Below are 22,128 nucleotides of genomic sequence, written 5' to 3'. Positions count from 1 at the left end.
CCACAAGGAGAACACCGTGACTGCACCCACCGAATCCGGCATCGACATCTGGGACGACGACGTCCTGGTCGACCCTTACCCCACCTACGCCGCGCTCCGCGAGCAGGCCGCAGTGGTCCACCTGCCCAAGAACGACCTCTACCTCCTGACGCGCTACGACGTCATCCGCGACGCGCTCGGCGATCCGGAGACCTTCTCGTCCACCAGCATCGGCTTCAACCCCATGGTGAACGAGGCCCTGCAGGGCACCTCCCTTGCCTCCGACCCGCCCGTCCACACCCAGCTCCGCGCCACGCTGTCCCAAAACCTCACCCCCCGGGCGCTCCGCGGCCTGAAAGTCGTCATCGACGAAAAGGCTGACAAGCTCGTCGCCGAGCTTGCCGCCAGCGGCAGCTTCGAGGCCATCGATTCCCTGGCCCGCGCCTTCCCGATCGAAATCGTTGCCGACCTCATTGGCTTCCAGGGACACGTCAAGGACAACATGCTGCGCTGGGGCCAGGCCGCGATGCAGGTCCTCGGCCCGCTGAACCAGCGCACCCAGGAGAGCTTCCCGATCGCCGGCGAGCTCTACGGCTGGTGCTCGTCGGTCACCGCAGAAGACCTGGCGCCTGGCTCGATCGGCCGAGGTATTTTCGATGCCGAGACACGCGGCGACATACCCCAGGGTTCTGCGGGGCACATCATCCACCAGTACCTGGGAGCGGGCGTTGACACGACAATCGCGTCAATCGGGAACATCATTGCGCTGTTCGGCCGCCACCCCGAGCAGTTCGACCTGGTCCGGAAGAACCCGGACCTGGTCCCCGCAGCGTTCGCCGAAGTGCTGCGCTACTGGGCCCCGGTCCACATCTGGGGCCGCAAGGCAATGCGCGACGTGGAGATCGAGGGCGTCACGATTCCGGCAGGTGCGCAGGTGGGCATCCTCTTTGGGGCCGGCAACCGCGACCCGCGGCACTACGGGGATCCCGACACCTTCAACGTGATGCGGAACCCGGTGGACCACCTGTCCTTCGGCTACGGACCGCACGGCTGCGCCGGCCAGGGCCTGGCGAAACTGGAAGCGCATGCGATCATTGAGGCGCTTGCCCGCAGGGTGAAAACGCTGACGGTTACCGACGAGGTCCGGGAGCCGAGCAACATCACGCGGAGCCTCGAGTCGCTCCAGGTCGCCAAGGTGGTGGCAGCATGAGGATCGAACTTGACCGGCCGCGCTGCGAGGGTCACGGCCTCTGTGAAGAAGCCGCGCCCCGGCTGATGCACCTCGACGATGACGGCGAGCTGGTACTCGACGTCCCGGACGTCGAAGGCGCTGACCTGGACGCCGCGAAGGCGGCGGTAAGGGTCTGCCCGGTTGCCGCACTGCGATTGGCCGCGGCATGACGATGCGAAAGATCGTGGTGGTCGGCAACGGCATCGCCGGACTCACGGCCTGCGACTCACTGCGCTCGGCCGGCTTCGACGGCGAGCTCACCGTTGTGGGCGCGGAGCGCCACCAGCCCTACAGCCGGCCGGCCCTCTCCAAGGCGCTGCTGCACGCTGTCGACGGGCAAAGCGACGGGAACAGCGACGGCGGACTCCAACCCCATGTGCTCCCCGAGCCGACCCACGAAGCAACGGAGCTGCTCGGAGTCAGCGCCACGGGCCTGGACGTCGGGGCCCGGCTGGTGCGCCTGGACGGGGGAGGGGAGCTGCCGTATGACGGCCTCGTCATCGCTTCGGGTTCCCGGGCAAAGCGACTCGGGGCGGGTGCGCAAGAGACGCAGAAGAAGGGAACAGCCGGACCGCAACGGGACGGCTCCCACCGGGAACTCACCCTGCGCACCATCGAGGATGCGATCCTCCTCAAGGAACGCGTCGCATCGCGCCCGTCGGTTATCGTGATCGGCGGCGGAGCGCTGGGCATGGAGGTCGCGTCCGGTTGCGTGCACGTGGGCTGCGAGGTCACCCTCGTCTCCGACGGCAAGCCCCTGGCGCGTCAGCTTGGCGACCATCTGGCGGACATCTTCACCGCCGCCGCCATCCGGCACGGACTGCGCGTGGTTGGCGGCGGGAAGGCCCGGCTTGTCGATCACGGTGCCGGGGCAAAGGTCGTCCTGGCCGACGGCACCGTGCTGGAGGCTGACCTGGTGGTCACCGCCATCGGCGATGAGCCGAACATCGGCTGGCTCGCCGGCTCGAACCTTCTCGTCGACGGAGAGCTGCGGGTCGATTCGCGCGGCAGGCTCCGGCCGGACATCGTCGCCGCCGGCGATGTGGCGTCCTTCCCGACCCGCCGCGGGGTGGAACGGGTGCCCCTGTGGACCAGCGCTATCGACCAGGCCAGGGTCGCCGGCGTCGGCCTCCTGAAGGGTGACACGGCGCCCGAGTTCGACTTCCAGCCCTACTTCTGGACGGAGGGCTTCGGCCTCTCGCTCAAGTCGGCGGGCTTCGCGCCGGCTGTCGGGCCTCCCGACTACTGCGAGCCCGGCGGGGGCGCGGACTCGATGCTGCTTCGCTGGGACAACACGGACGGTTCCGGTACCGCCGCCGCGCTCAACTACCGGATCCCCGCCCCCAAGCTGCGCCGGTTCGCCGACGCCGGTCCGGCCGCGCTGCGTGCGGCGGCGCCCGCTCGAACCTGACGCCGCACAACACCGTTAGGATTGATCCATGTCGTCGTTGCGAGAAGCCCAGAAGCAGCTGACCCGCGACGTGATCGTCGAGCGGGCGCTGGAGCTCTTCACCGAGAAGGGGTACGCCGCGACGACGATCGATGAGATCGCCGCTGCGGCCGGTACCACCCGGGTGACTTTTTACGCCTATTACCCCACGCGCAGCGACCTGATGCGGGACTTCATGGCCCGCGTCAATGCCGTACTGGACCGCGCGGCCGGCCCCGAACGGGGATCGACCGCGGCCGAGCTCGTCGACGTCGTGCGTGCGGGCGAGCTGGCGGGCATCCTGGCCTGGCTGGAGTCGCGGGCGGCGCTCTGGCCGGTCTTCCGCCCGTATCTCGACGTGCTCGAGGAGGCCGCCGCCAACGATCGCGAAGTGCGCGCCTTGGTCGAGGGATGGCATGAGGAGGTCATCTCGGACCTCGTGCGCGGAATGGAGCTGGCAGGGCGCTTCCCGGAGGAGACGCACCACATTCGCGGCACCCTTGCCTTCACCTCGCTCGACTACGTGGCCACGCTCTGGACCCGACGGAAGTTTGAACCGAACCGGGAACACGCCCTCGAGGTACTCGCCGATAACTGGTATCACCTGCTCTGCGACGAAGGCTAAGCCTGCCCTCGCAGACGGACGCCTATGCTTATGGAATGGAAAGTATTGGCGCAGGCGAAGTGCTGGACGAGGCCGTCGACCACCGGGCCCTGGCCGTCGCCGTGATCGACATTTCCGCCGACGTCCGGCGGAAGTCGCACAATGACACCGGCGTCCGGCCGCTGTCCAACGGCGTCCTGGAAATCCTCCGCGTCATCGAGAGCCACCCGGGCATCACCGTCGCGGAAGTCGCTTCCCGTCTGGGCCGGCAGTTCAGCAATGTCAGCGTCCAGCTGCGTGAGCTGGTCGCCGCCGGCCTCGTCACCCGGATCCGCGACGCCGCGGACAAGCGCTACGTCGCCCTCCACCCCACGGCCGAATCCCAGCGGATCAAGGCGCTCCTCGAGGGCGCCTGGGCGGAGGCGCTGGAGTCGGCCAGTTCCCGGCTGCTGCCTGAAGAGCGCGAGCAAATTGCCGCCAGCCTCCCGGCCCTGCAGCGCCTCGCCTCGATACTCTCCGAACCCGAGTAACCCACATCACCCCCTGCCACGGTCATGACGCGTCGCCCCTGCTAGTTATACTTTTATAAGTATTACTACTTTGGAGGATGGGACATGGGTATGGCAACGCAGTTGGGAGAGGCAGTCGTCCGGCGGGGGAGCAGGCCAGGGAACCGCTGGTGGGCGCTGGTGTTCCTCGCCCTCGCGCAGTTCATGGTGGTGCTGGACGGCACGATCGTGAATCTGGCGCTTCCGCGCCTCCAGCTCGAGATGGGGATCAGCGACTCGACCCGCTCCTGGGTGGTCACGGCCTACGCGCTGGCCTTCGGTGCCTTCCTGCTGCTCGGCGGACGCATCGCAGACTTCTGGGGCCGCAAGCGGACGTTCCTTGTGGCCGCCGTCGGCTTCGCCGCCGCGTCCCTGGTCGGCGGCATCGCGCAGCAGCCCTGGGAGCTGATCGGCGCCCGCGGGCTGCAGGGCGTGTTCGCTGCGCTGCTCGCCCCGGCAGCCTTGGCGCTCCTGACCGTCGCCTTCCCTGGCGGAAGGGACCGCGGCACGGCGTTCGCGATTTTCGGTTCCATTACCGGCGTCGGCGCGGCCGCCGGTGTCCTGCTGGGCGGGTTTTTGACCGAACACGTGAGCTGGCGCTGGTGCTTCTTCGTGAATGTGCCGATTGCCGCCATCGCCCTCTTCGGCGTGTGGTCCCTGGTCAGTGAAAGCAAGGCCCAGGGGTCCACCAAGTACGACTGGCCCGGGGTCATTCTGGCAGCCCTCGGCCCGGGATCCCTTGTCTACGGCTTCACCAACGCCGAGCACAGCTGGGGTGCCCCCGAAGCCTGGGGCTTCATTGCCGGCGGCGCAGTTCTCCTGGCACTCTTCGTCCTGGTCGAGACGAAAGTCAGGCATCCGCTCCTGCCGCTGCGCGTGGCCACCGAACGAAACCGCGCGGCCGCCTTCCTGGCGTCGTTCCTTTCCGGCGCTGTCCTCATTGGCGGCATCCTGTTCATCAACTTCTACATCCAGATCGTGCTGGGCTTCGCTCCGTTCCTCGCCGGGCTGGCTTCGCTGCCGATGACCGTTGCGGTAATCATCACGGCAGCGCTCGTCGCGAAGAACCTGCCGAAACTGGGGGCCAAAATCCCGACGGCCGCGGGGCCGGTCTTCATGGCGGCTGCGATGCTGTGGCTCACACAGGTCAGCGCCCAGGGCAGCTACTTCGTCAACATGCTTCCCGCCCTGCTTCTGCTTGGCATCGGGCTGGGCATGGTGTTCGTGCCCATGCAGAACCTCGCCCTGTTCGGCGTGGACAAGGATGACTCCGGTGTGGCCAGTGCGTTGGTCAACGCCTCGCAGCAGATCGGCGGCTCCCTCGGCATCGCCCTGTTCGGCACCATCGCCGCAGCAGCCACGGCCGGTGGCGCGACGCTATCGGCCCTCTCTGCAGGCTATGCCATGGTGTTCCTCTGGGCCGCAGGCGTCGCGATCCTGATTGCCCCGGTAGCGCTCCTGCTCATCAACATCGACCGCGAGACGTTCACCGGATCAGCTGGCGACACTCCAGTCGTGCACCTGGGCTGAGCCAACCAGGCACGAAAAGCGGAAGGCCCCCTCGGCGAGGGGGCCTTCCGCTTTTACGACCGTTTTACTGCCGTTTAGCCAGTGCTCAAATCCACTTCGGGGCGGCTGGAACCGTCCCGTCGTTCGCTTCAGTGCCGGGCCCGGTGGCGGTGACGCCGCCATTGCCGCGTCCGGCGGCCCATTCGACGACGGCGGCCAGCGGTCCGGAGACCACGGTGGGGGTCGCCGACGCCGTGTCCCCGAAGGTCAGACCGCGGTCTGTGACCGTGACGACGAGGCCTTGATCGGTGCCGCGGGTGGTCCAGGCGCCGGTAATGTCCGTCAGCAGCCGTTCGAGCACCGGCGCCGGGATGTCGGCGAAGCTCGCGCCGTTGGCGAGGTCGACGGCGTGCATCCAGACTTCGCGGCTGCGCATCCACACCGTTTCCGTGGCGGGCACTTCCCGGCCCTGGATGGTGCGGGCCTTGTGGTGCCAGGCGTCCCCAGGCAGGTCGCGCCATTCGACGTTCAGGTGCACGGCGGAGTGGTCGAAGAGGTGCCGGAGCGCGATCGGGCTCAGCGTGGCGCCGAAGTCGATCTCGTGGTCCCGGACCTCCGTGGACGGGTACATCGGGGTCTCCACCCCGGTGGCAGCCCATTCGATGAGCCGGGCGATGGCCCGGGCGTTGTAGCCGATGTGCGCGGTGATGTGGCGGCGGGTCCAGCCCGGCAGCAGCGAGTCGCCGTCGAGTTCCGCGTCGGAGAGCTCGTTGAGCTTGCGGGCGAAGAACGCCGTGCCGCGCCGTGCCTGCAGCAGCGCCGCGAGCAGTTCTGGGTCCGTCGTCTGGTCCTGGCGGGCAACCATCAGGCTTCCTTGATGACGCGGTTCTTCAGCTGGCCCAGTCCCTCGATGGTGGTGACCAGGATCTGGCCTTCCTGCAGGTAGCGCTTCGGGTCCTGGGCGTGGCCCACGCCGCCCGGGGTGCCGGTTGCGATCACGTCGCCCGGGTTCAGCGTGATGATCGTGGAAATGTAGGACACCAGGAACTCCGGGGTGAACACGAGGTCACCGGTCGGGGTACTCTGCTGGACTTCGCCGTCGACCGCGGAGGTCATCAGCGGCCCGGCGGTGAACTCGTCCTTGGTGACCAGGGCGGGGCCGAACGGGGTGGACTTCTCCCAGGTCTTGCCCTGCAGCCACTGGATGGTGCGGAACTGGTAGTCGCGCATGGACACGTCGTTCAGGACGGCGTAGCCGGCGATGTGGTCCGCGGCGTCGGCTTCGCTGATCCGGCGGCCCTTTTTGCCGATCACGACGGCGAGTTCGGCTTCCCAGTCGACGGCGTCGGATTCCTGCGGCAGCGCCAGGTCATCGTTGGGGCCGATCAGGGATTCCTGGTACTTGGCGAACAGGGTGGGGAACTCGGGGACTTCCCGGCCCATTTCCTTGATGTGGTTGCGGTAGTTGTGGCCCACGCAGATGATCTTGCCGGGGGAGGGCACGACGGCGTCCAGGTCGGCGCCCTCGAGAGGGTGCGTGGCGCCGGCCGCCGCCTTAGCGGTTGCTTCCCAGTCCTGGGTGCGGAGCAGTTCTCCGACGTCGGCGAAGCCGTCGATCTCGGTCAGGGTGTCGCCGTCCTGGCGGACAGCCTTATTAACTGTTTTGTCTCCAACAGAGGTGCGGAGGGTGAGGAGTCTCATTACTTGTTGCGTCCTTCGATGTAGGTGCGGTTGAAGTTCAGCCGTTCAAAAATGGGGGCGTCACTGAAGCGGAACAGATCAAACTGGGTTCCGGCCTGCAGCGACCATTCCTGCCAGGACGGGACCACGAAGAGGTCGCCCTTGGCCAGGGTCCGGGTTTCGCCGTTGAGGACCACCGAGCCCGAGCCTTCAAAGACCTGCCAGACGCTGGAGCCCACCTCGCGGACCGCTTCGGTGCTGGCCCCGGCGCGGAGCCGGTGGAATTCGGCGCGGATGGTCGGCATCACGTCCCCGCCGGTGGTGGGGTTGGTGTAGCGGACGGCGGCGTGGCCCTGGGACACAGTGGCCGGATGGCCCTCGTCCTCGAGCAGCAGCTGCTCGGACAGGGCACGGTCCGTGTGTTCCCAGCGGTAGGCCGCGATGGGGGAGCTCGTGGTGTCATCCAGGCCCGACAGCGGGCGCAAGCCCGGGTGCGCCCAGAGCCGCTCGGAGCGGGAGATGTCCGGGGTGGCCTCGTCGGTGACGCGCTCGGTGCCGAATTCGAAGAAGCCGGCGTCAGCGTAGTGCACGAACGGGATGTCCAGGCCGTCGATCCAGGCCATCGGCTCATCGGTGTCGTTGTGGTGCCCGTGGAAGTTCCAGCCCGGGGTCAGCAGGAAGTCGCCGCGGGACATCCGCACCGGGTCCCCGTTCACCACAGTCCAGACCCCTTCGCCCTCGACGACGAAGCGGAAGGCGTTCTGCGAGTGCCGGTGCTCGGGCGCCGTTTCGCGGGCGCCGAGGTACTGGATGGCTGCCCACAGCGTGGGGGTGGCGTACGGCGTCCCGGCCAGGCCGGGATTGGCCAGGGCGATGGCCCGGCGTTCCCCGCCCCGGCCCACCGGGACCAGATCGCCGGCACGGGCAGCCAGCGGGTACAGGTCGCTCCACCGCCAGACGTGGGGGACCGCCCTGGGGGTCGGGACCATCGGCATGAGGTCTGCGATCTCGGTCCACAGCGGGATCAGGTTTTCGCGGTCAAAATCCCGGTACAGCTCCTTGAGCTGGGCAGCTTCTTCGGGCGTCGGCTCCGGAGCAGTGTGCCCCGCGGCCACTGATTCGTGAGTCGTGTTCTCGGCGCTGATGGACACGTGGGCCTCCTCGGTAGGTCAGAACAGTTCGTTGGCGTAGTTCGACTCTACGGATGCCGGTGTGTGACCCCCAACATATTCTGCTGGTCAGAATTCCCGGAACCGGGCTCCCGCGGCGCTCAGTCCGGCTCGGCCGGGTTGGCCGCGATGTCGATCTCCAGCTGCCGGCAGGTTTCCCGCAGGGCGGGGACCAGCCCGGCGTCAAACACGCGGCGGAAGCGGGTCGCGGGGGTGGCGACGCTGAGTGCGCCGACCACGTGCCCGTGCCGGTTGTGCAGGGCCATCCCGAGCGCGCTCACGCCCTCTTCCGTGCCTTCAAAATTGGCCGCGAATCCGTTACTGCGGACGGATTCAAGCTCACGCAGGAACGCCGGGTACTCCGCGGCCGCAATGGTGTCCCCGCCAATTTCGGCATTGTTGCTGCGAAAGAGCTGATCGATCATCGGCGGTTCCAGTTCGGCGAGCATGGCCTTGCCTCCGGACGTTTTGTTGGCGGCCATCACCGTCCCCTGCCGGTCACCAACCCGCAGCACATTGCTCCCTTCCACCGTCGCCAGGAAGCGCACTTTCGTCCCCACCCGCACCATGAGGTTCACCGTCTCGTTGAGCCGTGCAGAGAGAAGCTCCATGTGCGGCTGGGCCAGGGATCGGAGCAGCCGGGTCCAGCTCAGGCCGGCCGGCCCGACGCCCATTGCCGGGCCGGGGACATAGCGGCGCGTTTCATCCTGCACGGCGAATCCCCGGTAGACCAACATCGCCAGCAGGCGGTGGGCGGTGGACGGCGCCACGCCCAGCTCCTCGGCGGCGTCCTTGAGCCGGAGTGCTCCGCCGTCGCGGAGCAGCTGGAGGAGCTGCAGCGCGTTGTCCACCGCCTCGATGGAATAGGTGGGCCGTTTCTGGACGGGCTTGCGGGCCGCTCTGGCGGATGGGTTGTTCTGCACATCAGAATTGTATTGTGGTTCACCTGCGGCGGCTAGGACAGTGAGTGGCATGAATCACACACAATCTGTTGCAGTGCCGCAACGGTCTTCGCCGGGGGCCCCTGCCCCCTTAACCGTTGGTGGGCCCGCATCACGGTTCTCCAAAGGCTCGGCAGCCGCCGTCCTGGTCTGCTGGCTGTTGGTGGTCTTCGATGGCTACGACCTGATCGTCTACGGCACGGTCCAGTCCTCCCTGATCTCCGAGACCGGATGGGGGCTGACCAAGGCCACCGCCGGGACCATTGGTTCCATGGCTTTCGTCGGCATGATGATCGGGGCGATCTTCGCCGGCCGGATGGCCGACTCGTGGGGCCGCCGCCGCACCATCCTGGGTTGCGCCATCGTCTTTTCGATTTTCACCATCCTCTGCGCCTTCGCCCCCAATGCGGCCGCCTTCGGGGGGCTGCGGCTCTTGGCGGGCATCGGGCTCGGTGGCCTGGTGCCCTCGGCGAACGCCCTCGTTGCCGAACTGGTCCCCACTAAGTGGCGGTCCACCATCGCCACCCTGATGATGTCCGGCGTCCCGATCGGCGGGTCCATCGCCGCCCTCGTCGGCATCCAGCTGATCCCTGCCTTCGGCTGGGAGTCCATGTTCCTCGTGGCCGTGCTCGCACTGATGATCGTGGTGCCTCTCGGACTGAAATACCTGCCCGAGACGCTGGCCCCGGTCAGTGCCGCGGACAGGGGAACTCGCAACCTCAAAGAGCCGATCGGCTTCAAGTCCCTGCTCCGCGCCCCTTACCTGGGGGTGAGCCTGCTGTTCGCCCTCGCGACGATCGCTACCCTGTTCGCCTGGTACGGGCTGGGAACCTGGCTGCCCAACCTCATGCAGCTGGCCGGCTACAACCTGGGCTCCGCCCTGACCTTCGCCCTGGCCCTCAACCTGGGTGCGGTGGCCGGCTCGGTGATCACGGCCTGGGCCGGGACCCGCTTCGGTCCGATTCCGACGGCGATCGCCGCGGCCGCCGTCGCCGCCGGCGCTCTCGTGGTCCTGGTTGCGGGACCGCCGGTCACCGTCGTGTACCTCATGCTGGTCCTCGCCGGCGTCGGCACCCACGGCACGCAGTGCCTCATCATCGCCGCCGTCGCGAGCCACTATCCCGGGCACCTGCGCGGGACCGCGCTGGGCTGGGCACTGGGGACCGGCCGCATCGGCGCCGTCGCCGCACCCCAGATCGGTGGCCTCCTGCTGGCTGCCGGTCTGGGCGTCAATTCCAATTTCCTGGCCTTCGCCGGTGCAGCCGCGATAGCAGCGGTCCTGCTGGCCGCCGTCGGGCTCAAACTCAAATCAAAACTCTCAACCTCCCCTTCACTAACAGGAGCAAGCAATGTCTGAGCACGTCCCGTCCACCAGTTTCCTGTCCACCGACGGCCGGTCCACCGATGTCCTCGTCATCGGAGGGGGAATGGCCGGATTGGCCGGAGCCCTCGCGCTGCGGGAAAGCGGCGCCGACGTCACCCTCGTGGAGCGGGCGCCCGAATTCGGCGAGGTCGGCGCTGGGCTGCAGATGGCGCCCAACGCCTCCCGTGTCCTGAAACGCTGGGGCCTGCTGGACAAGGCCTTGGAGATTGGCGTCCAGCCCAAGCACCTGGTCTTCCGCGACGCCGTCACCGGCGAGGAGCTCACGCGCCAGAGCCTCGGCGGGGAATTCGAGGAACGCTACGGTGCGCCCTACGTGGTGATCCACCGCAGCGACCTGCACCGGGTCCTGCTCGAGGGCTGCGAAGCGGCGGGCGTGAAACTGGTCAACGATGTCATGGTCGAGAGCGTGGAGACCGTGAACGGCAGGGGAGTGGCCCACACGGCCGCCGGCGTGGACTACGAGGCCGACGTCGTCATCGGCGCCGACGGGCTCAAGTCCACCCTGCGCCCGCTCGTTGCCGGCGACGAGCCGGTCCCCTCGGCCTACGTCGCCTACCGCGGCACCGTGCCGATTACCGAACACACACCCAAGGCGGACCTCGAGGACGTCATTGTCTACCTCGGACCGGACTGCCACCTCGTGCAGTACCCGCTACGCAAGGGCGAGCTGCTGAACACCGTGGCCGTCTTCAAGTCCGCCTCCTTTGAGCGCGGCGAGGAGCAGTACGGGGGAGTCGACGAGCTCGAGGCCGCGTACAAGGACTGCGTCCCCGCTGTCCAGGCTGCGCTGAAAAACCTGGGCACCAGCATGCGCTGGCCCATGTACGACCGCGATCCGATCGAAAACTGGGTGGCCGGCCGCATGGTGCTGATGGGCGACGCCGCGCACCCGATGCTGCAGTACCTGGCCCAGGGCGCCTGCCAGGCGCTCGAGGACGCGGCAGTGCTGCAGGACGTCACCAACGGCACCGTGTTCACCGCCGACGGCGTCAACCCCGCGGCCTGGGACGGCGCGATCAAGGAATTCAACAACCTCCGCGCCGGCCGCACCGCCAGGGTCCAGCGCAGCGCCCGCGTCTGGGGCGAATCCTGGCACGTCTCCGGGCTGGCCCGGACGCTGCGCAACCTGCTCTTCAAGAGCCGGATGGACAACGATTTCCGGTACAACGACTGGCTGTACGGCCAGGACGGCGACGGCGTGCCGGCGGCCCGCGCGGCACAATCCGGCATGGCGGACAAGATTTCCGCCTAATCCGGGCTCCGGGCGACGGGCCGTCGTTGGGTGACCCGTTACGAGCTCCGGGCCGGCTTCTTCAAGGAGCCGGCCCGGAGCTTCTTCGGTCATGATCCAGTGCGGACTTTCCGCCGATTCCTGGATGTTGTCGACGCACGGTGTTCGTCAACGGCAAGAATTCCCGGTCCCCTAAGCTGGGCTACGTCCGCGGCCCCGCCGGAATCATCATCGGGCTGGTCGAGGAGCTCCGCTGACGTTATGTCACTGCTTCAGGCCGACGCTGTTTCGCGGAGGTATTGGCGGAGTCCGGGGATTGCGAAGTCCACCCTGCCGTAGCCGGCTGACTCGATCAGTCCCGCGGCGATGAGTCTCTTTCGGTACTTGGACACCACGTTGGGCTTGGCCGTCATGATGTTTCCGATCAGGCCCGCTGCCGATGCTCCATCCTGAAGGGCCATGGCGTCGAGGAACTCGCGGTCCTTGTCCGAGATATCCGATAGTGCTGACTCGACGACTACTAATGTGTTTCGTCTTTGAGCGGCGGTGATGGCGCTCTGCACGCTGCTCTCATCCAGTTTCCAGTTGGCCTTTCCCGCCTCCAGCCAGAGGTAGTAGCCCACAAGCTGAATAAGGAAGGGGTAGCCCTCGGTAGCCTCCGCGGCTTCACTGACGAGGCCGGGGGAGACGCCCATTCCTCCCTCGCTGAAGAGCTCGCTGTAGGATGCGGTGACTTCGGCGATGGCTGCCTCGTGGAGATTGATCCTGTCGGCGCGTCGCAGGAAGGTCGCCACTCCTTCATTTAGGAGGTCGGAGACGGCGGATGGCAGGCCGGCGAAGATGAGGCCGATGGGCAGTCCGTCGCGGATGAAATGCTGCACTTCAGCGGCCAGTTGGGATATTTCTGTGCGGTCGACCGCATGTATCTCGTCGATGGTGATAACGAGTCCTGTACCTTTTGCGTCCAACAGCCGCAGAAGGTCGTTCCCGGTCCGTCGCCAGTCGGCACTCCGTTCCTGGGGGAGTTGCGTTGTTAGTCCGAACCCTGCCGCCGAGAATGCTGTGATTTTCCGTGTTGGGGGCCCGTCTCCGAGCTCCTCGACAAGCCGGAGCATGTCGTCGCCGATTCCGGCGAGGAAACCGGGGTTTGCTGTTCGGGAGATAACCGCCCAGCCGTGAGTCCCTGCGATCCGTTCCGCGGCGCTCAGCATGACTGTCTTGCCGATGCCTCTGGATCCGGTGATGATGGTCAAAAGCCCGGGTGCTCCCGAGCCTTGCTGCAGGCCGTACTCGAATTCATCCAAGAGCCCGGCCCGCCCAATCAAGTCCGGCGGTGTGGCTCCTGCGGTGGGCTTGAACGGGTTCCGCACCGGGACCTCCAGGGTGAAAGTAGGTGAAAGTGGTGAAAGTGGTGAAACCGATATCACACTATCAGGCGCCATATCCCGCAAAGTCTCAGGAGCTCCTGCAGGGCGAATATGCAGCGTCGGGCCATCCCTGTACGAAAAACAAGTCGACCATGCGTCCTATGCAGTCTCGGTTCTGACCACCTGAGACTGCAGCAGTCAGGCTGCGGCCAGGCAAGCTGACAGATACGACGTTCGGTTCGCCCAGCGCTTTGTGTCCACAGTCTGGGTACTGGCCGGGGCGCTCATCCGCGGCCGGACCTATCCACTGTGGACGACCCAGACACCTTCGCTGGCTAACCAGATGACCCCCACTTTCCGATCCTCCTTTAAGTGCCGATAATCAACATTATGTCAAGTTGAATCAATCCAAGTGCAGAATCTGCAGATTAGGACCCGGTGATACGCACTCCCCGGTTTCGACTGACTGGACGCCGAAGTCCTCGCCGTTACAGGCATCCGGGCCCGTCCGGCGCCGCGCCGGGCAACAGCCCGGGCGTGTAAAGGTCAACTGGTTCGAGGTACCGTGCAGCTAGAACTGGACCGTCGATGATGCCGACGGGTTCTTCGCCCATGAGCGCTCGATCCTGAATCTGGCGTTCACCCGGGCAGAGCTGCAAGGCGTCTTCGATCTGGCCGACCTCGAAGTTGAACGGGTCCTGGCCTCGGGACGTAGGGGCAATCGATCGGCGGAACCGGGGGCAGAGTTCGACGAATATGGTTCTCCCCCGGGGGCGGCTTATCTGCCCCTGCCTATTTAGTCTTCGGGGTCTTCTGGGTCCAGGGGAAGACCCGCCGCGATACGCCGCCGGTCCTCCGCGGCGGATGTCCGGACGCGCTTCAACCGGAGCCCTCCCCGAACCAGGAAAAAGCCGGCCACAAGCATAACGAAGGCCACCATAGCTGCTGCCCAGTAGGTGCTCGGATCATTAGCTTTGGGTTGGAACACGACGGCCAAGATGATGGCTACCAGCATCGTGAGATTGGCGATTTTCAAGGGCCCGAGCATGGAGTAGACGGACTGCCACGTCGCCTTGCTGGACCTAGCCTTGCCGGTGCCCTCAACGTCCATGCGGAATTTTCCCCCAGTGTTTCTCACCGTGAGCGTACCTGTCGCTGCTAGGCAGGGGAAGGCATGAAACAGCCCGCATGGGATTCCCATGACCTCTCGCCGCTAACATCCGACTGATCTAGCCACCCAACTCCGACGAACTGGACTCAGACCGGTAAGGTACTTTCCCGCTTGTAGTCTGCATCTCATCAGATGCATCAGGCAGCCCCCCTCTCCCCCGACCATTCGGACCACGCAGCCAATGCGTCTTCGTACATCGCCTTTAGGCCAGGGATATTCCGCTGATCGGTGTTCCGGGGGGAAGACTTCGGACCTGATCGTGAATCTGGCCAGCAATGTTCAGGGTCACGACAAATTCGCCTAACTCGACGTTGCTAAGTTCGGTTGGACCTCCGAGAACTGGTGGTATGCGAAAACCGTAGATTTCGGCCTCGCCCGGTTGGAGGCCCGCGTTCTCTGCCTGGTCGGCCAAACCGACCATGTGGTACTCGGCTTGCCCCTCGCGAGAGTTCAGTACCGCGATCAGATCACCCTCGCTCGACCACAGCCGAGTAAGTTCACCGGCAATGACGTCGAGGAACCAGAATCCGCTCTCCGTCTGCAAGAACACGTCACCGAACGGCGAAGTGAAAAGCGGACGCTTGTCGGCAAGATCGAGGAACGTCCAGGACTCGAGAGCCTCGGCATAGAGAGCCGGCGGGAATCGACGAAGATGTTGCATAACGTGACATTAGCGGAGAGACTCGCGGCCCACGTGCGAAATTCCCAGAAGTTGGGCGCTATTCCATATCAAATACGCCCGAACTTGATCGCAGAGATGCCAGTAGGCGGTATGTAAGGACGGACCAGGGTTCATGGCAAGAAAATGGCCACCCCGTCAGCCTCCGTTTCGGGCGTCTGGGCCGCCTCGGGAAACGCCATGTCAATTTCTTGTCCCTTGACTGGGGTATGGGCGTGAATCTTGACCGTCAAATTCATCAGCAGAAGCCAAAGACAACCTAGGTTTGGGAGCCTATGCTCGGGTTCAGCGTTCATTCTCAAGGGGGAACAATGGATCGCGCCTGGCGCCTTCGAATAGGAATTTCGGTTCTGGCGGCATTGCTCATGACATCATGCGCAGCCACCCCATCAGGGGTGCCGGGATCAGCAGCCTCCACGCCCACCACTTCCGGAATCGCAGCAACATCACCGGGTGCCCTGACCAGCTCCGTGGGTAACAGCCCCGTCCCGGCCACCTCCGGCCCGCCGCAGGAAACGTGTGCAGCTTTCCTGCCTACCGCGCCTTGCTCCACCTACAGCAGCGTCGCCGCAACATCAAACGGTATGGCTCTACCCTGGGCGGCCGCCGGGACCATCAAGGTGCGACTGAGCTCCGTCGAAGGTACCCTGCAGCTGGCCATGAAAACAGACTGCTCCCCCATCAGCGGGCCAGCCACAATTGCTGGAAACATCATGACCCTCGGAAAAATCGCCACTGGCGCCAGCGGCTGCATCGGTACTTCCGGTGACCATCAAGCTTGGATTCATGAATTATTGAAACGTCCCATTTCAATGACCTATACGCAGGACACTTTGACCTGGACGAGCGGGATAAATACGCTCAGCTTCCAAGCTGAGTAACCACTGTTTTGAGATCATTACGGACGTCCCGGGGCGGTCCGCTTCCCTGCACGCCCCCGACGGCGACAAATGAGCTGCCGGATAGGCGCCGAATCCACGGGAGGCTCCCTGCACGGCTACCATTGGGCTGCCGGATTCACGACCGGGCGAACTCCCCTAGATCGCTCCCGGTCCTGTCAGCCCAGCTCCCCCACCACCCGTTCTCAGGTCTCCGTATTGATTGATCAAATGTCCTTCGCATAGAAATCGCGGAGAATAGCCGCGACGATCGGCCGCAGCTGCTCCGGATTGACAGAGCCTTCGGCGGTTCGAAGGATTGCGGTGTCTACCTCAGCCAAGAAGGCCTCGGATGATGCGTGCCCTTCCGGGACACGGATCATCCAGACGTAGCCCCTCGGCCGCGGCGGGAGGCCGGCATCCCGGAGGTACCGGTCGATGTCATCGTCGATTCCCAGCCGGTCGGCAGCTGTGAACGGTTCCTCGAAGGGTTGTTGCTTACCCCCGCGCTCGGTGTAACCGGTGATTGTCCTGCCGGCGTCCGAGGACGGGCGGCGGCGTAAGTTGTCCAGGCCGGCTGCCCAGCCGATGAGCGCCCCCCAGCCATTCTCGGGCAGGTCCAGCCAGGAAGCTGAGGGCTMGGATTCCTGCACGTCACTCCACATGGGCTGCTCCTTGCCTCTCCGAATGGGTCACGTCTCCGCACGGCTGCGGCGGGGCAGAACATCCGGTTCCGGGACCCGCGTCAGGGCGGCTTCCCGTGGAAGCTTGAGCCCGTCGTTGCAATCCGTACCTTGACCTTCGTCTGCGTCTCAGGGCGTGCGGTGGGCCGGGGCGAACTGCGCCGCGCGGTTGGTTTCTTCGGCGCGGATGAGGTGCACGAGCGCGTTGATGAGGGCCAAGTGGGTGAACGCCTGTGGGAAGTTGCCGAGGTGACGGCCGCTCACCGGATCCAGCTCCTCAGCGTAGAGGCCCAAGGGGCTGGCAAGGGACAGCAGACGTTCGCACAGTGCCTTGGCGCGAACCACCTCCCCGATCTCGACAAGGGCCGAGACGAGCCAGAACGAGCAGGTCGTGAAGGTCCCTTCGTCGCCGGTGAGACCGTCGTCGGTCTGCTCGGGACGGTAGCGCAGGACGAGTCCGTCCCGGGTGAGTTCATCGGCGATGGCCACGACCGTGGCGCGCACGCGAGGATCGTTGACGGGCAAGAATCGGACAAGCGGAACAAGGAGAAGCGAGGCATCGAGGTTCGTTGTGCCGTAGGACTGGACGAACACGCCTCGGTCGTCGACACCATTGCGGCAGATGTCCTCATGAATCTCCGTGGCGATGGCGTCCCACTTTCGGGCGTAATCAGCCTGACCGTGCAGGCGCGCCAGCCGGGCACCACGATCCAGGGCGACCCAGCACATGAGCTTTGAGGAGGTGAAGTGCTTCGGTTCGCCACGGACCTCCCAGATCCCGTGGTCGGGGTCCCGCCAGTGGGCGGCGGCTTGCTCGACCTGGCGGAGCAGGACGGGCCAGAGCGGCTCGGGAAGCTGGTCACGGGATTTGGCGTGGAGGTAGACGGAGTCCAGCATCATGCCCCAGACGTCGAGCTGGCGCTGGTGGGCGGCAGCGTTGCCGATCCGGACGGGGCGGGCGCCGTCGTAGCCGCCGAGTCCCTCGACAGTAACCTCGGGAAGGTCCCTTTCGCCGTCGATGCCGTACATGATCTGCAGGTCGTCCTCGGCGGCGACGTCGCGGATGAAAGCGAAGAAGTCGTCGGCTTCCCGGTCCAGGCCGAGGGTGTAGAGGGCCCAGAGCGCGAACGTGGAATCGCGCACCCATGTGTACCGGTAGTCCCAGTTCCGCTCTCCCCCGGGTGTCTCGGGCAGCGAGGTGGTGGGCGCCGCGACCAGAGCTCCAGTCGGCGCGTAGGTGAGGCCCTTCAACGTCAGCGCGCTGCGCTGCAGCTGCTCCCGCCACGGGTGGTCCGGGAACTCGCCCCCGGTGATCCATTGCCTCCAGAATTCAGTGGTCTGCCACTGCTTGCGTGTGGCTTCTTCCCACGTCCGCGGCGGGGGCAGCGACCCCCAGGAGAGCGCGATAAAGGCCTGCTCGCCCTCGGTCATCCGGCTGCGAATGACCGCGATGGAGTCCTCGATGCCCAGCCGGCGGTCGGTAGTCAGATGCAGCACCGGATCCCCCTCATCGCCGCTGACGGTCACGGCCTCTCCGTATGCGGGGCTGGAGAACTCCCACCGTGCCCGGCGCTGGCCGTAGCCGAAGACCGGCTCGCACAGCACGGACAGCTCAACCGCACCGTTGACGCACCGTACGGTGCGCAGCAGGCAATGCTCGGCCTCGTAGTTCGTCGGCGGGCGGCGGTACCGGCCGGCCCTCTCGTCGGTGTGGTGCCACGGACCCATCACCAGGGCATCCCTCACGATCAGCCAGCCCGTCCTGGTCTGCCAGGTGGTCTCCAAGATCAAGCTGCCGGGGAGATAGCGGCGCGCAGTGGGCTCCCGGACGCCGTAGGGTGCCACCTTGAAGCCACCCGCGGCGCGGTCGAGGATAGTGGAGAACACACTCGGTGAGTCGTGACGCGGCACGCACATCCACTCGACCTGCCCGCTCGATGCAATCAAGCAGTTGGCCTCACAGTCAGACAAAAACCCATAGTCGGCGATCGGCGGATACGGGCTCGTGCCGGCCCCGGGCCGCCGCCTCCCCTCCGCCCGTGACCGGGCGTCGATGCTCACCACCCCAGTATGTTCCCCTCAGGGTGGAAACGGGACCCCGGCTACCTGGACGGCTTCCTCCCCAACGGTCAGTGCTTCATCAACGGTCAGTGCTTCATCGCAGAGGACGACGGCGATGCGGCTCTGAAGGATTTCGCCGATGATTGTGCTGAGAATCCCCGTCGGCTCAGCAATTCCGATGGATCGACAAGATGAACAACGGAGGATTGATCTCATGTCACAGGTACGGCGTTTCGATCATGTTGGTATCACCGTTGCCGATCTCAAAGAGGTGACGGCGTTCTTCGTCGGGCTGGGCCTCGAGGTCGAGGGCGCGCCGATGTTCGTCGAGGGCGAGTTCCTCGACACGGTGATCGGCATCCCCGACTCCCGTACGGAGATCGTCATGCTCCGGCCGCCCGACGGAGGTACCCGGCTGGAGCTTTCGAGCTTTGTCCGGCCCGACCACCAGCCTGGATCGCCCGCGGCGATGGCCAATGAGTTGGGGCTGCGCAACGTGGCCTTCGAGGTCGACGACCTCCAGGCGGTCGTCGACCGGCTGGCCGCGGACGGCTACGGGCTGGTCGGCGACATCGGCCAGTACGAGCACATCTGGCGCATGGCCTATGTGCGCGGTCCGGAGGGGATTATCGTGTCCCTGGCCGAGCGGATCGGCTGATTCGCCAACTCCAAACCCGCTAGCACGCCTGCGCCTTGATATGTCAGGGCCCCGCCGAGTGCTGGCATGATGGGCGCATGAGCAGAGTCACATGCGATCTGACTATTTCCCTCGACGGATTCGTTGCGGGCCCAAACCAAAGCATGACGGAGCCTTTGGGCCGGGGCGGAGAACTCCTCCACAGGTGGATGTTCGAAGAAGCCGAGTCCAACGCTGCGGAGCTCGACGGCATCCTCGCCGCCGGCGCCTACATCATGGGCCGGAACATGTACGCCGGTCCCGGGGCATGGGATGAGCAGTGGCGGGGATGGTGGGGTGAGGAACCGCCCTATCACGCACCTGTGTTCGTTCTCACCCATCACCCCCGTGAGCCCTTGGAGATGGAGGGCGGCACAACGTTCAACTTCGTGGCCGATGGGATCGAATCGGCGTTGGCCCAGGCGCGGAAGGCCGCTGGCAGTAAGGACGTGGCCATAGCCGGAGGAGCGCAGACCGCCCGACAATTCCTTTCGGCGGGGCTGATCGACGAGCTGCGGTTCCACATTGCGCCCATAGTTTTGGGAGCGGGCGAGCGGTTGCTGGACGGCGTGACGGACCTCAAGCTTGAGCCCACGGACGTGAGCGGTTCCCGCCTCGTCACGCACGTGCGCTATCGGGTAATCCGCTGACAGGCTGACCCTTGGTTCTCGGAGGTCACTCGCCGGACGCTGGGGCGCCCGCGGCGCCGTCCAGAAGCATCGCTGACCTTGGATTGCCGAAGTTGAGCGTCCACCCCAGTCCGAACCGTCGCGGAACCATCAGCGCATGGTCTTCGCGGTTGATATAGACCAGGCCACCGTGCCAGTACTTGTCGTCGTCCCGGTGGGTCAGCACTGTGTCCTTCTCACCCTCATCGCGCTCGCGGTTGTTCCTGGCCAGGACCACGACGGCAACCACGACGGCGGCCGGGATCGGGAGCGCGACCACCAGTCCCGCCCACTGCCCACGGCGTGACCGTCCCGGTCCACATCAAGGCGACGAGCCCAGCATCCCCACGTCGATCATCGCGACCAGCCCGAAGAGCGCTTTGACGCCCAGCGACATGTACTGCCGGTACCAGCGCGCCGAGGCCAGCGGGCGCGCCGGGTCGAGGTCGGGCCGGCTGTGGAAGGTGGCCGCCGCGAGACCCACTAGCAACCCGGTCACACCGGGTTGCACGAACACCTGAGAGAACGCGGAGCCCACCGACTTGGCTGCCAGCCGGTTGGGCGCGCCGTTCGCGCCCTGGTGGACCGCGAGCGCGTCGGGCACCGACGGGTAGCTGATCACGCCTGTTATGACCGTGCCGACGATGACGATCACTGCAGGGGCCGGCCAGAGCCAGGGAAACCGCGGAGGATCTGGCCTCAGGCCGGTGTCCACTGTGTTGCCTTGGCCCATAACTTCTTGAGAAAATGCCGCCCGTGAACAGAATCCTGATCTAGGTCTAGCCAGGCAGCTCACCTCGGTCGCGAGCGGGGCCAAGGTCTCCGAGGATTACTGCGCCTACACAGCTTGAAGAGGGCTCTCAATGGGTGATCGCACAGGCATCACCATCGACGAGGTCAAGATCCGCAGGGTGAACACCGACGCACTGTTCACCCAGGGATTCCTCTGCAAGCCTGACGGCGGATCGGACCAGCCATCAGCTGATGACATCGACGGCGCTATCACCGGAATCAGAATGCCGGAGCACCTCGATCAACGGTTCCATGCGGTTGAAGTGAGCAAGGGGACGGCAATCTACGTGCACCCCGTTATGACGCCCAAACACGCCGTAGAGATTGCGACCATGATCGCCGACGCAATCGCGCCCCTCGGATTCACCGGAACCATCACGGCATGCGCCGACCGTCCCGGCCCCAGACCCCGCACAGGGCGCTACGCGTACTGCGCCGCGATCTGCTCCGTCGACGCAGCCTTGGACAACAACGAGACGCCCCTCTTCTTTCGACCCGTGAAGAAGAACCTGGACCGATGGGCCGTGGACAGCCCCGCCTTCCAGAACATTGTTGACCAGATCGCCGGCTGGGCAGCAGCCAACGCGACCGCACCGATCCTCGCGGGAATCCACTTCACGATGACCCAATGCGAACCACACCAGGTCGCCGGCGTCTTGACCCGCTGCTGCGAGGACATCGGATGGGCGGACCTGATCTTCCCCACAGTCAACGGGGACTGGTACGTCCGGTTCACCGGTGAAGGTTGGATCCTCGCCGGCACCGAGATCAAGAAGGGCAAGGACGACGCCGGGGCGTCCCTGATGCGGCTCCTCGCCGACTCGGCCTCTCTGTACGACTACGCCCAAATGTCCCCAATCATCTTCGGACTAGTCACCCCGGGGAGTGTGATGCTCCAAAGGGCAACCCCGGGCCCCGACCTACCGGACAATTACATCCGCGGTCACCACGCGATACTCGTCCCCGGCCCCGGAGACCTGGAGCTCAGCGCCGACCACGGATTCGTGAAGAGCTCCGTGCCCGGCATCTTCGCGATTCAGGTCCTCGGACCCGACCACCCAGACCTCCAGCCCACCGACCGCTGGCGTGTAACTCCTCTCGATGCTGGGCGGAGGCTAGTGACTGCGGACAACCTCACCGAGTGGTGGGCAGCCCCTCCGCAAGCCCCACCACAAGAGGATCTAATCTTCCTGCGAGAAGCCAATGCGGCCCTCCTGTCCAAGTGGGCCTGACCAAAGCGCCACCATGGTCCCAGGACTGCTTCTCATCAAAATTTGACGATCGGCATTCTGTCCGGACAACGAAGCATCCCCGTCGAACCGCGAACCATCTGACCGCGCTACTTGACGTTGCCGGAACTGTCTTTCCATGCACGAAGTGGGGCCAGCGATAACCGTCCTACCGGGGCCAGAATTACTTGACGCAACCGCTCTGAGAGGGCGGGAACT

The 22,128-nt window shown here is 65.6% G+C and carries 24 protein-coding genes; 12 read left to right on the top strand and 12 right to left on the bottom strand.

The annotated features are described in order from the left end of the window. The first annotated feature begins 16 nt into the window (after positions 1–16). From AC1DFR_RS01055 to AC1DFR_RS01030, 6 genes are all read left to right on the top strand, one after another. Positions 17–1,189 (top strand): cytochrome P450, encoded by a 1,173-nt coding sequence (locus AC1DFR_RS01055; protein WP_476872510.1) that lies wholly within the window; start codon positions 17–19, stop codon positions 1,187–1,189. Further along, a complete protein-coding gene (locus AC1DFR_RS01050) occupies positions 1,186–1,380 on the top strand; it encodes a ferredoxin (protein ID WP_028276320.1) in 195 nt (64 codons plus the stop codon). The genes AC1DFR_RS01055 and AC1DFR_RS01050 overlap by 4 nt, the downstream gene beginning before the upstream one ends. Then, positions 1,377–2,621 carry an NAD(P)/FAD-dependent oxidoreductase gene (locus AC1DFR_RS01045; RefSeq protein ID WP_476872509.1) on the top strand — a complete coding sequence of 415 codons (1,245 nt, stop codon included), beginning with the start codon at positions 1,377–1,379 and terminating at the stop codon, positions 2,619–2,621. The genes AC1DFR_RS01050 and AC1DFR_RS01045 overlap by 4 nt, the downstream gene beginning before the upstream one ends. Before the next feature lie 28 nt (positions 2,622–2,649). Then, the gene (locus AC1DFR_RS01040) at positions 2,650–3,264 is read left to right on the top strand and encodes a TetR/AcrR family transcriptional regulator (protein ID WP_476872508.1); all 615 of its coding nucleotides are present in this window, start codon (positions 2,650–2,652) and stop codon (positions 3,262–3,264) included. A gap of 35 nt (positions 3,265–3,299) precedes the next feature. Beyond that, the gene (locus AC1DFR_RS01035) at positions 3,300–3,773 is read left to right on the top strand and encodes a MarR family winged helix-turn-helix transcriptional regulator (protein ID WP_476850889.1); all 474 of its coding nucleotides are present in this window, start codon (positions 3,300–3,302) and stop codon (positions 3,771–3,773) included. 84 nt (positions 3,774–3,857) lie between these two features. Further along, positions 3,858–5,321 (top strand): MFS transporter, encoded by a 1,464-nt coding sequence (locus AC1DFR_RS01030; RefSeq protein ID WP_476872507.1) that lies wholly within the window; start codon positions 3,858–3,860, stop codon positions 5,319–5,321. 85 nt (positions 5,322–5,406) lie between these two features. On the opposite strand, the gene AC1DFR_RS01025 is transcribed toward AC1DFR_RS01030, so the two are convergent. The 4 genes from AC1DFR_RS01025 to AC1DFR_RS01010 form a co-directional block, all read right to left on the bottom strand. After that, a complete protein-coding gene (locus AC1DFR_RS01025; RefSeq protein ID WP_476872506.1) occupies positions 5,407–6,165 on the bottom strand; it encodes a maleylpyruvate isomerase family mycothiol-dependent enzyme in 759 nt (252 codons plus the stop codon). Continuing rightward, positions 6,165–7,001, bottom strand: a complete 837-nt coding sequence (locus tag AC1DFR_RS01020; RefSeq protein WP_476858537.1) for a fumarylacetoacetate hydrolase family protein — start codon at positions 6,999–7,001, stop codon at positions 6,165–6,167. The genes AC1DFR_RS01025 and AC1DFR_RS01020 overlap by 1 nt, the downstream gene beginning before the upstream one ends. Beyond that, complete coding sequence (locus AC1DFR_RS01015; protein ID WP_476872505.1) at positions 7,001–8,131, bottom strand: cupin domain-containing protein; 1,131 nt, start codon at positions 8,129–8,131, stop codon at positions 7,001–7,003. Before AC1DFR_RS01015 ends, AC1DFR_RS01020 begins: the two co-directional genes overlap by 1 nt. A gap of 119 nt (positions 8,132–8,250) precedes the next feature. Then, entirely contained in the window at positions 8,251–9,072 is an 822-nt protein-coding gene (locus AC1DFR_RS01010) for an IclR family transcriptional regulator (protein WP_476872504.1), read from the bottom strand. A gap of 49 nt (positions 9,073–9,121) precedes the next feature. On the opposite strand from AC1DFR_RS01010, the gene AC1DFR_RS01005 reads away from it, so the two are divergent. Both AC1DFR_RS01005 and AC1DFR_RS01000 read left to right on the top strand, forming a co-directional pair. Next, the gene (locus AC1DFR_RS01005; RefSeq protein ID WP_476872503.1) at positions 9,122–10,447 is read left to right on the top strand and encodes an MFS transporter; all 1,326 of its coding nucleotides are present in this window, start codon (positions 9,122–9,124) and stop codon (positions 10,445–10,447) included. Then, positions 10,440–11,726, top strand: coding sequence for an FAD-dependent oxidoreductase (locus AC1DFR_RS01000; RefSeq protein WP_476872502.1), 1,287 nt, complete (start codon positions 10,440–10,442; stop codon positions 11,724–11,726). Before AC1DFR_RS01005 ends, AC1DFR_RS01000 begins: the two co-directional genes overlap by 8 nt. Positions 11,727–11,977: 251 nt before the next feature. Here the strand turns inward: AC1DFR_RS01000 and AC1DFR_RS00995 are convergent, their stop codons facing one another. The 4 genes from AC1DFR_RS00995 to AC1DFR_RS00980 all read right to left on the bottom strand — a co-directional run bounded on the left by AC1DFR_RS00995 (position 11,978) and on the right by AC1DFR_RS00980 (position 14,904). After that, positions 11,978–13,075 carry an AAA family ATPase gene (locus AC1DFR_RS00995; RefSeq protein WP_476872649.1) on the bottom strand — a complete coding sequence of 366 codons (1,098 nt, stop codon included), beginning with the start codon at positions 13,073–13,075 and terminating at the stop codon, positions 11,978–11,980. Between the two features lie 485 nt (positions 13,076–13,560). Beyond that, positions 13,561–13,686, bottom strand: coding sequence for a hypothetical protein (locus AC1DFR_RS00990; protein WP_476870821.1), 126 nt, complete (start codon positions 13,684–13,686; stop codon positions 13,561–13,563). Between the two features lie 182 nt (positions 13,687–13,868). Then, on the bottom strand, positions 13,869–14,183 hold the full coding sequence (locus tag AC1DFR_RS00985; RefSeq protein ID WP_476872501.1) for a hypothetical protein: 315 nt from the start codon (positions 14,181–14,183) through the stop codon (positions 13,869–13,871). A 262-nt stretch (positions 14,184–14,445) separates the two neighbouring features. Continuing rightward, on the bottom strand, positions 14,446–14,904 hold the full coding sequence (locus AC1DFR_RS00980; RefSeq protein ID WP_476872500.1) for a T6SS immunity protein Tdi1 domain-containing protein: 459 nt from the start codon (positions 14,902–14,904) through the stop codon (positions 14,446–14,448). A 329-nt stretch (positions 14,905–15,233) separates the two neighbouring features. On the opposite strand from AC1DFR_RS00980, the gene AC1DFR_RS00975 reads away from it, so the two are divergent. Then, entirely contained in the window at positions 15,234–15,803 is a 570-nt protein-coding gene (locus AC1DFR_RS00975) for a hypothetical protein (RefSeq protein WP_476872499.1), read from the top strand. A gap of 224 nt (positions 15,804–16,027) precedes the next feature. Here AC1DFR_RS00975 and AC1DFR_RS00970 read toward each other — a convergent pair whose 3' ends face one another. Both AC1DFR_RS00970 and AC1DFR_RS00965 read right to left on the bottom strand, forming a co-directional pair. After that, the gene (locus AC1DFR_RS00970; RefSeq protein ID WP_476872498.1) at positions 16,028–16,465 is read right to left on the bottom strand and encodes a DUF5956 family protein; all 438 of its coding nucleotides are present in this window, start codon (positions 16,463–16,465) and stop codon (positions 16,028–16,030) included. 147 nt (positions 16,466–16,612) lie between these two features. After that, complete coding sequence (locus AC1DFR_RS00965; RefSeq protein ID WP_476872497.1) at positions 16,613–18,544, bottom strand: glycoside hydrolase family 15 protein; 1,932 nt, start codon at positions 18,542–18,544, stop codon at positions 16,613–16,615. 214 nt (positions 18,545–18,758) lie between these two features. Here AC1DFR_RS00965 and AC1DFR_RS00960 point away from each other — a divergent pair, with 214 nt between their 5' ends. After that, positions 18,759–19,202, top strand: a complete 444-nt coding sequence (locus AC1DFR_RS00960) for a VOC family protein (protein WP_476850875.1) — start codon at positions 18,759–18,761, stop codon at positions 19,200–19,202. 77 nt (positions 19,203–19,279) lie between these two features. Further along, the gene (locus AC1DFR_RS00955; protein WP_476872496.1) at positions 19,280–19,870 is read left to right on the top strand and encodes a dihydrofolate reductase family protein; all 591 of its coding nucleotides are present in this window, start codon (positions 19,280–19,282) and stop codon (positions 19,868–19,870) included. A gap of 25 nt (positions 19,871–19,895) precedes the next feature. Here the strand turns inward: AC1DFR_RS00955 and AC1DFR_RS00950 are convergent, their stop codons facing one another. Next, the gene (locus AC1DFR_RS00950; RefSeq protein WP_476872495.1) at positions 19,896–20,168 is read right to left on the bottom strand and encodes a DUF5808 domain-containing protein; all 273 of its coding nucleotides are present in this window, start codon (positions 20,166–20,168) and stop codon (positions 19,896–19,898) included. 42 nt (positions 20,169–20,210) lie between these two features. Beyond that, positions 20,211–20,543, bottom strand: coding sequence for a DUF1648 domain-containing protein (locus tag AC1DFR_RS00945; protein ID WP_476872494.1), 333 nt, complete (start codon positions 20,541–20,543; stop codon positions 20,211–20,213). 208 nt (positions 20,544–20,751) lie between these two features. Here AC1DFR_RS00945 and AC1DFR_RS00940 point away from each other — a divergent pair, with 208 nt between their 5' ends. After that, entirely contained in the window at positions 20,752–21,912 is a 1,161-nt protein-coding gene (locus AC1DFR_RS00940; RefSeq protein WP_476872493.1) for a hypothetical protein, read from the top strand. The last annotated feature ends 216 nt before the right edge of the window (positions 21,913–22,128 follow it).

This window comes from Arthrobacter sp. 05T410 (assembly GCF_056396505.1).
Note: the sequence above shows the minus strand (reverse complement) of the source record. Positions and strands in the feature narration are given on the sequence as shown.

Coding starts and splice junctions, on each gene's coding strand:
- AC1DFR_RS01050 (WP_028276320.1), top strand. CDS start 1,186: ATGAGGATCGAACTTGACCGGCCGCGCTGCGAGGGTCACGGCCTCTGT.
- AC1DFR_RS01045 (WP_476872509.1), top strand. CDS start 1,377: ATGACGATGCGAAAGATCGTGGTGGTCGGCAACGGCATCGCCGGACTC.
- AC1DFR_RS01040 (WP_476872508.1), top strand. CDS start 2,650: ATGTCGTCGTTGCGAGAAGCCCAGAAGCAGCTGACCCGCGACGTGATC.
- AC1DFR_RS01035 (WP_476850889.1), top strand. CDS start 3,300: ATGGAAAGTATTGGCGCAGGCGAAGTGCTGGACGAGGCCGTCGACCAC.
- AC1DFR_RS01030 (WP_476872507.1), top strand. CDS start 3,858: ATGGGTATGGCAACGCAGTTGGGAGAGGCAGTCGTCCGGCGGGGGAGC.
- AC1DFR_RS01025 (WP_476872506.1), bottom strand. CDS start 6,165: ATGGTTGCCCGCCAGGACCAGACGACGGACCCAGAACTGCTCGCGGCG.
- AC1DFR_RS01020 (WP_476858537.1), bottom strand. CDS start 7,001: ATGAGACTCCTCACCCTCCGCACCTCTGTTGGAGACAAAACAGTTAAT.
- AC1DFR_RS01005 (WP_476872503.1), top strand. CDS start 9,122: ATGAATCACACACAATCTGTTGCAGTGCCGCAACGGTCTTCGCCGGGG.
- AC1DFR_RS01000 (WP_476872502.1), top strand. CDS start 10,440: ATGTCTGAGCACGTCCCGTCCACCAGTTTCCTGTCCACCGACGGCCGG.
- AC1DFR_RS00990 (WP_476870821.1), bottom strand. CDS start 13,686: ATGGGCGAAGAACCCGTCGGCATCATCGACGGTCCAGTTCTAGCTGCA.
- AC1DFR_RS00985 (WP_476872501.1), bottom strand. CDS start 14,183: ATGGACGTTGAGGGCACCGGCAAGGCTAGGTCCAGCAAGGCGACGTGG.
- AC1DFR_RS00980 (WP_476872500.1), bottom strand. CDS start 14,904: ATGCAACATCTTCGTCGATTCCCGCCGGCTCTCTATGCCGAGGCTCTC.
- AC1DFR_RS00975 (WP_476872499.1), top strand. CDS start 15,234: ATGGATCGCGCCTGGCGCCTTCGAATAGGAATTTCGGTTCTGGCGGCA.
- AC1DFR_RS00960 (WP_476850875.1), top strand. CDS start 18,759: ATGTCACAGGTACGGCGTTTCGATCATGTTGGTATCACCGTTGCCGAT.
- AC1DFR_RS00955 (WP_476872496.1), top strand. CDS start 19,280: ATGAGCAGAGTCACATGCGATCTGACTATTTCCCTCGACGGATTCGTT.
- AC1DFR_RS00940 (WP_476872493.1), top strand. CDS start 20,752: ATGGGTGATCGCACAGGCATCACCATCGACGAGGTCAAGATCCGCAGG.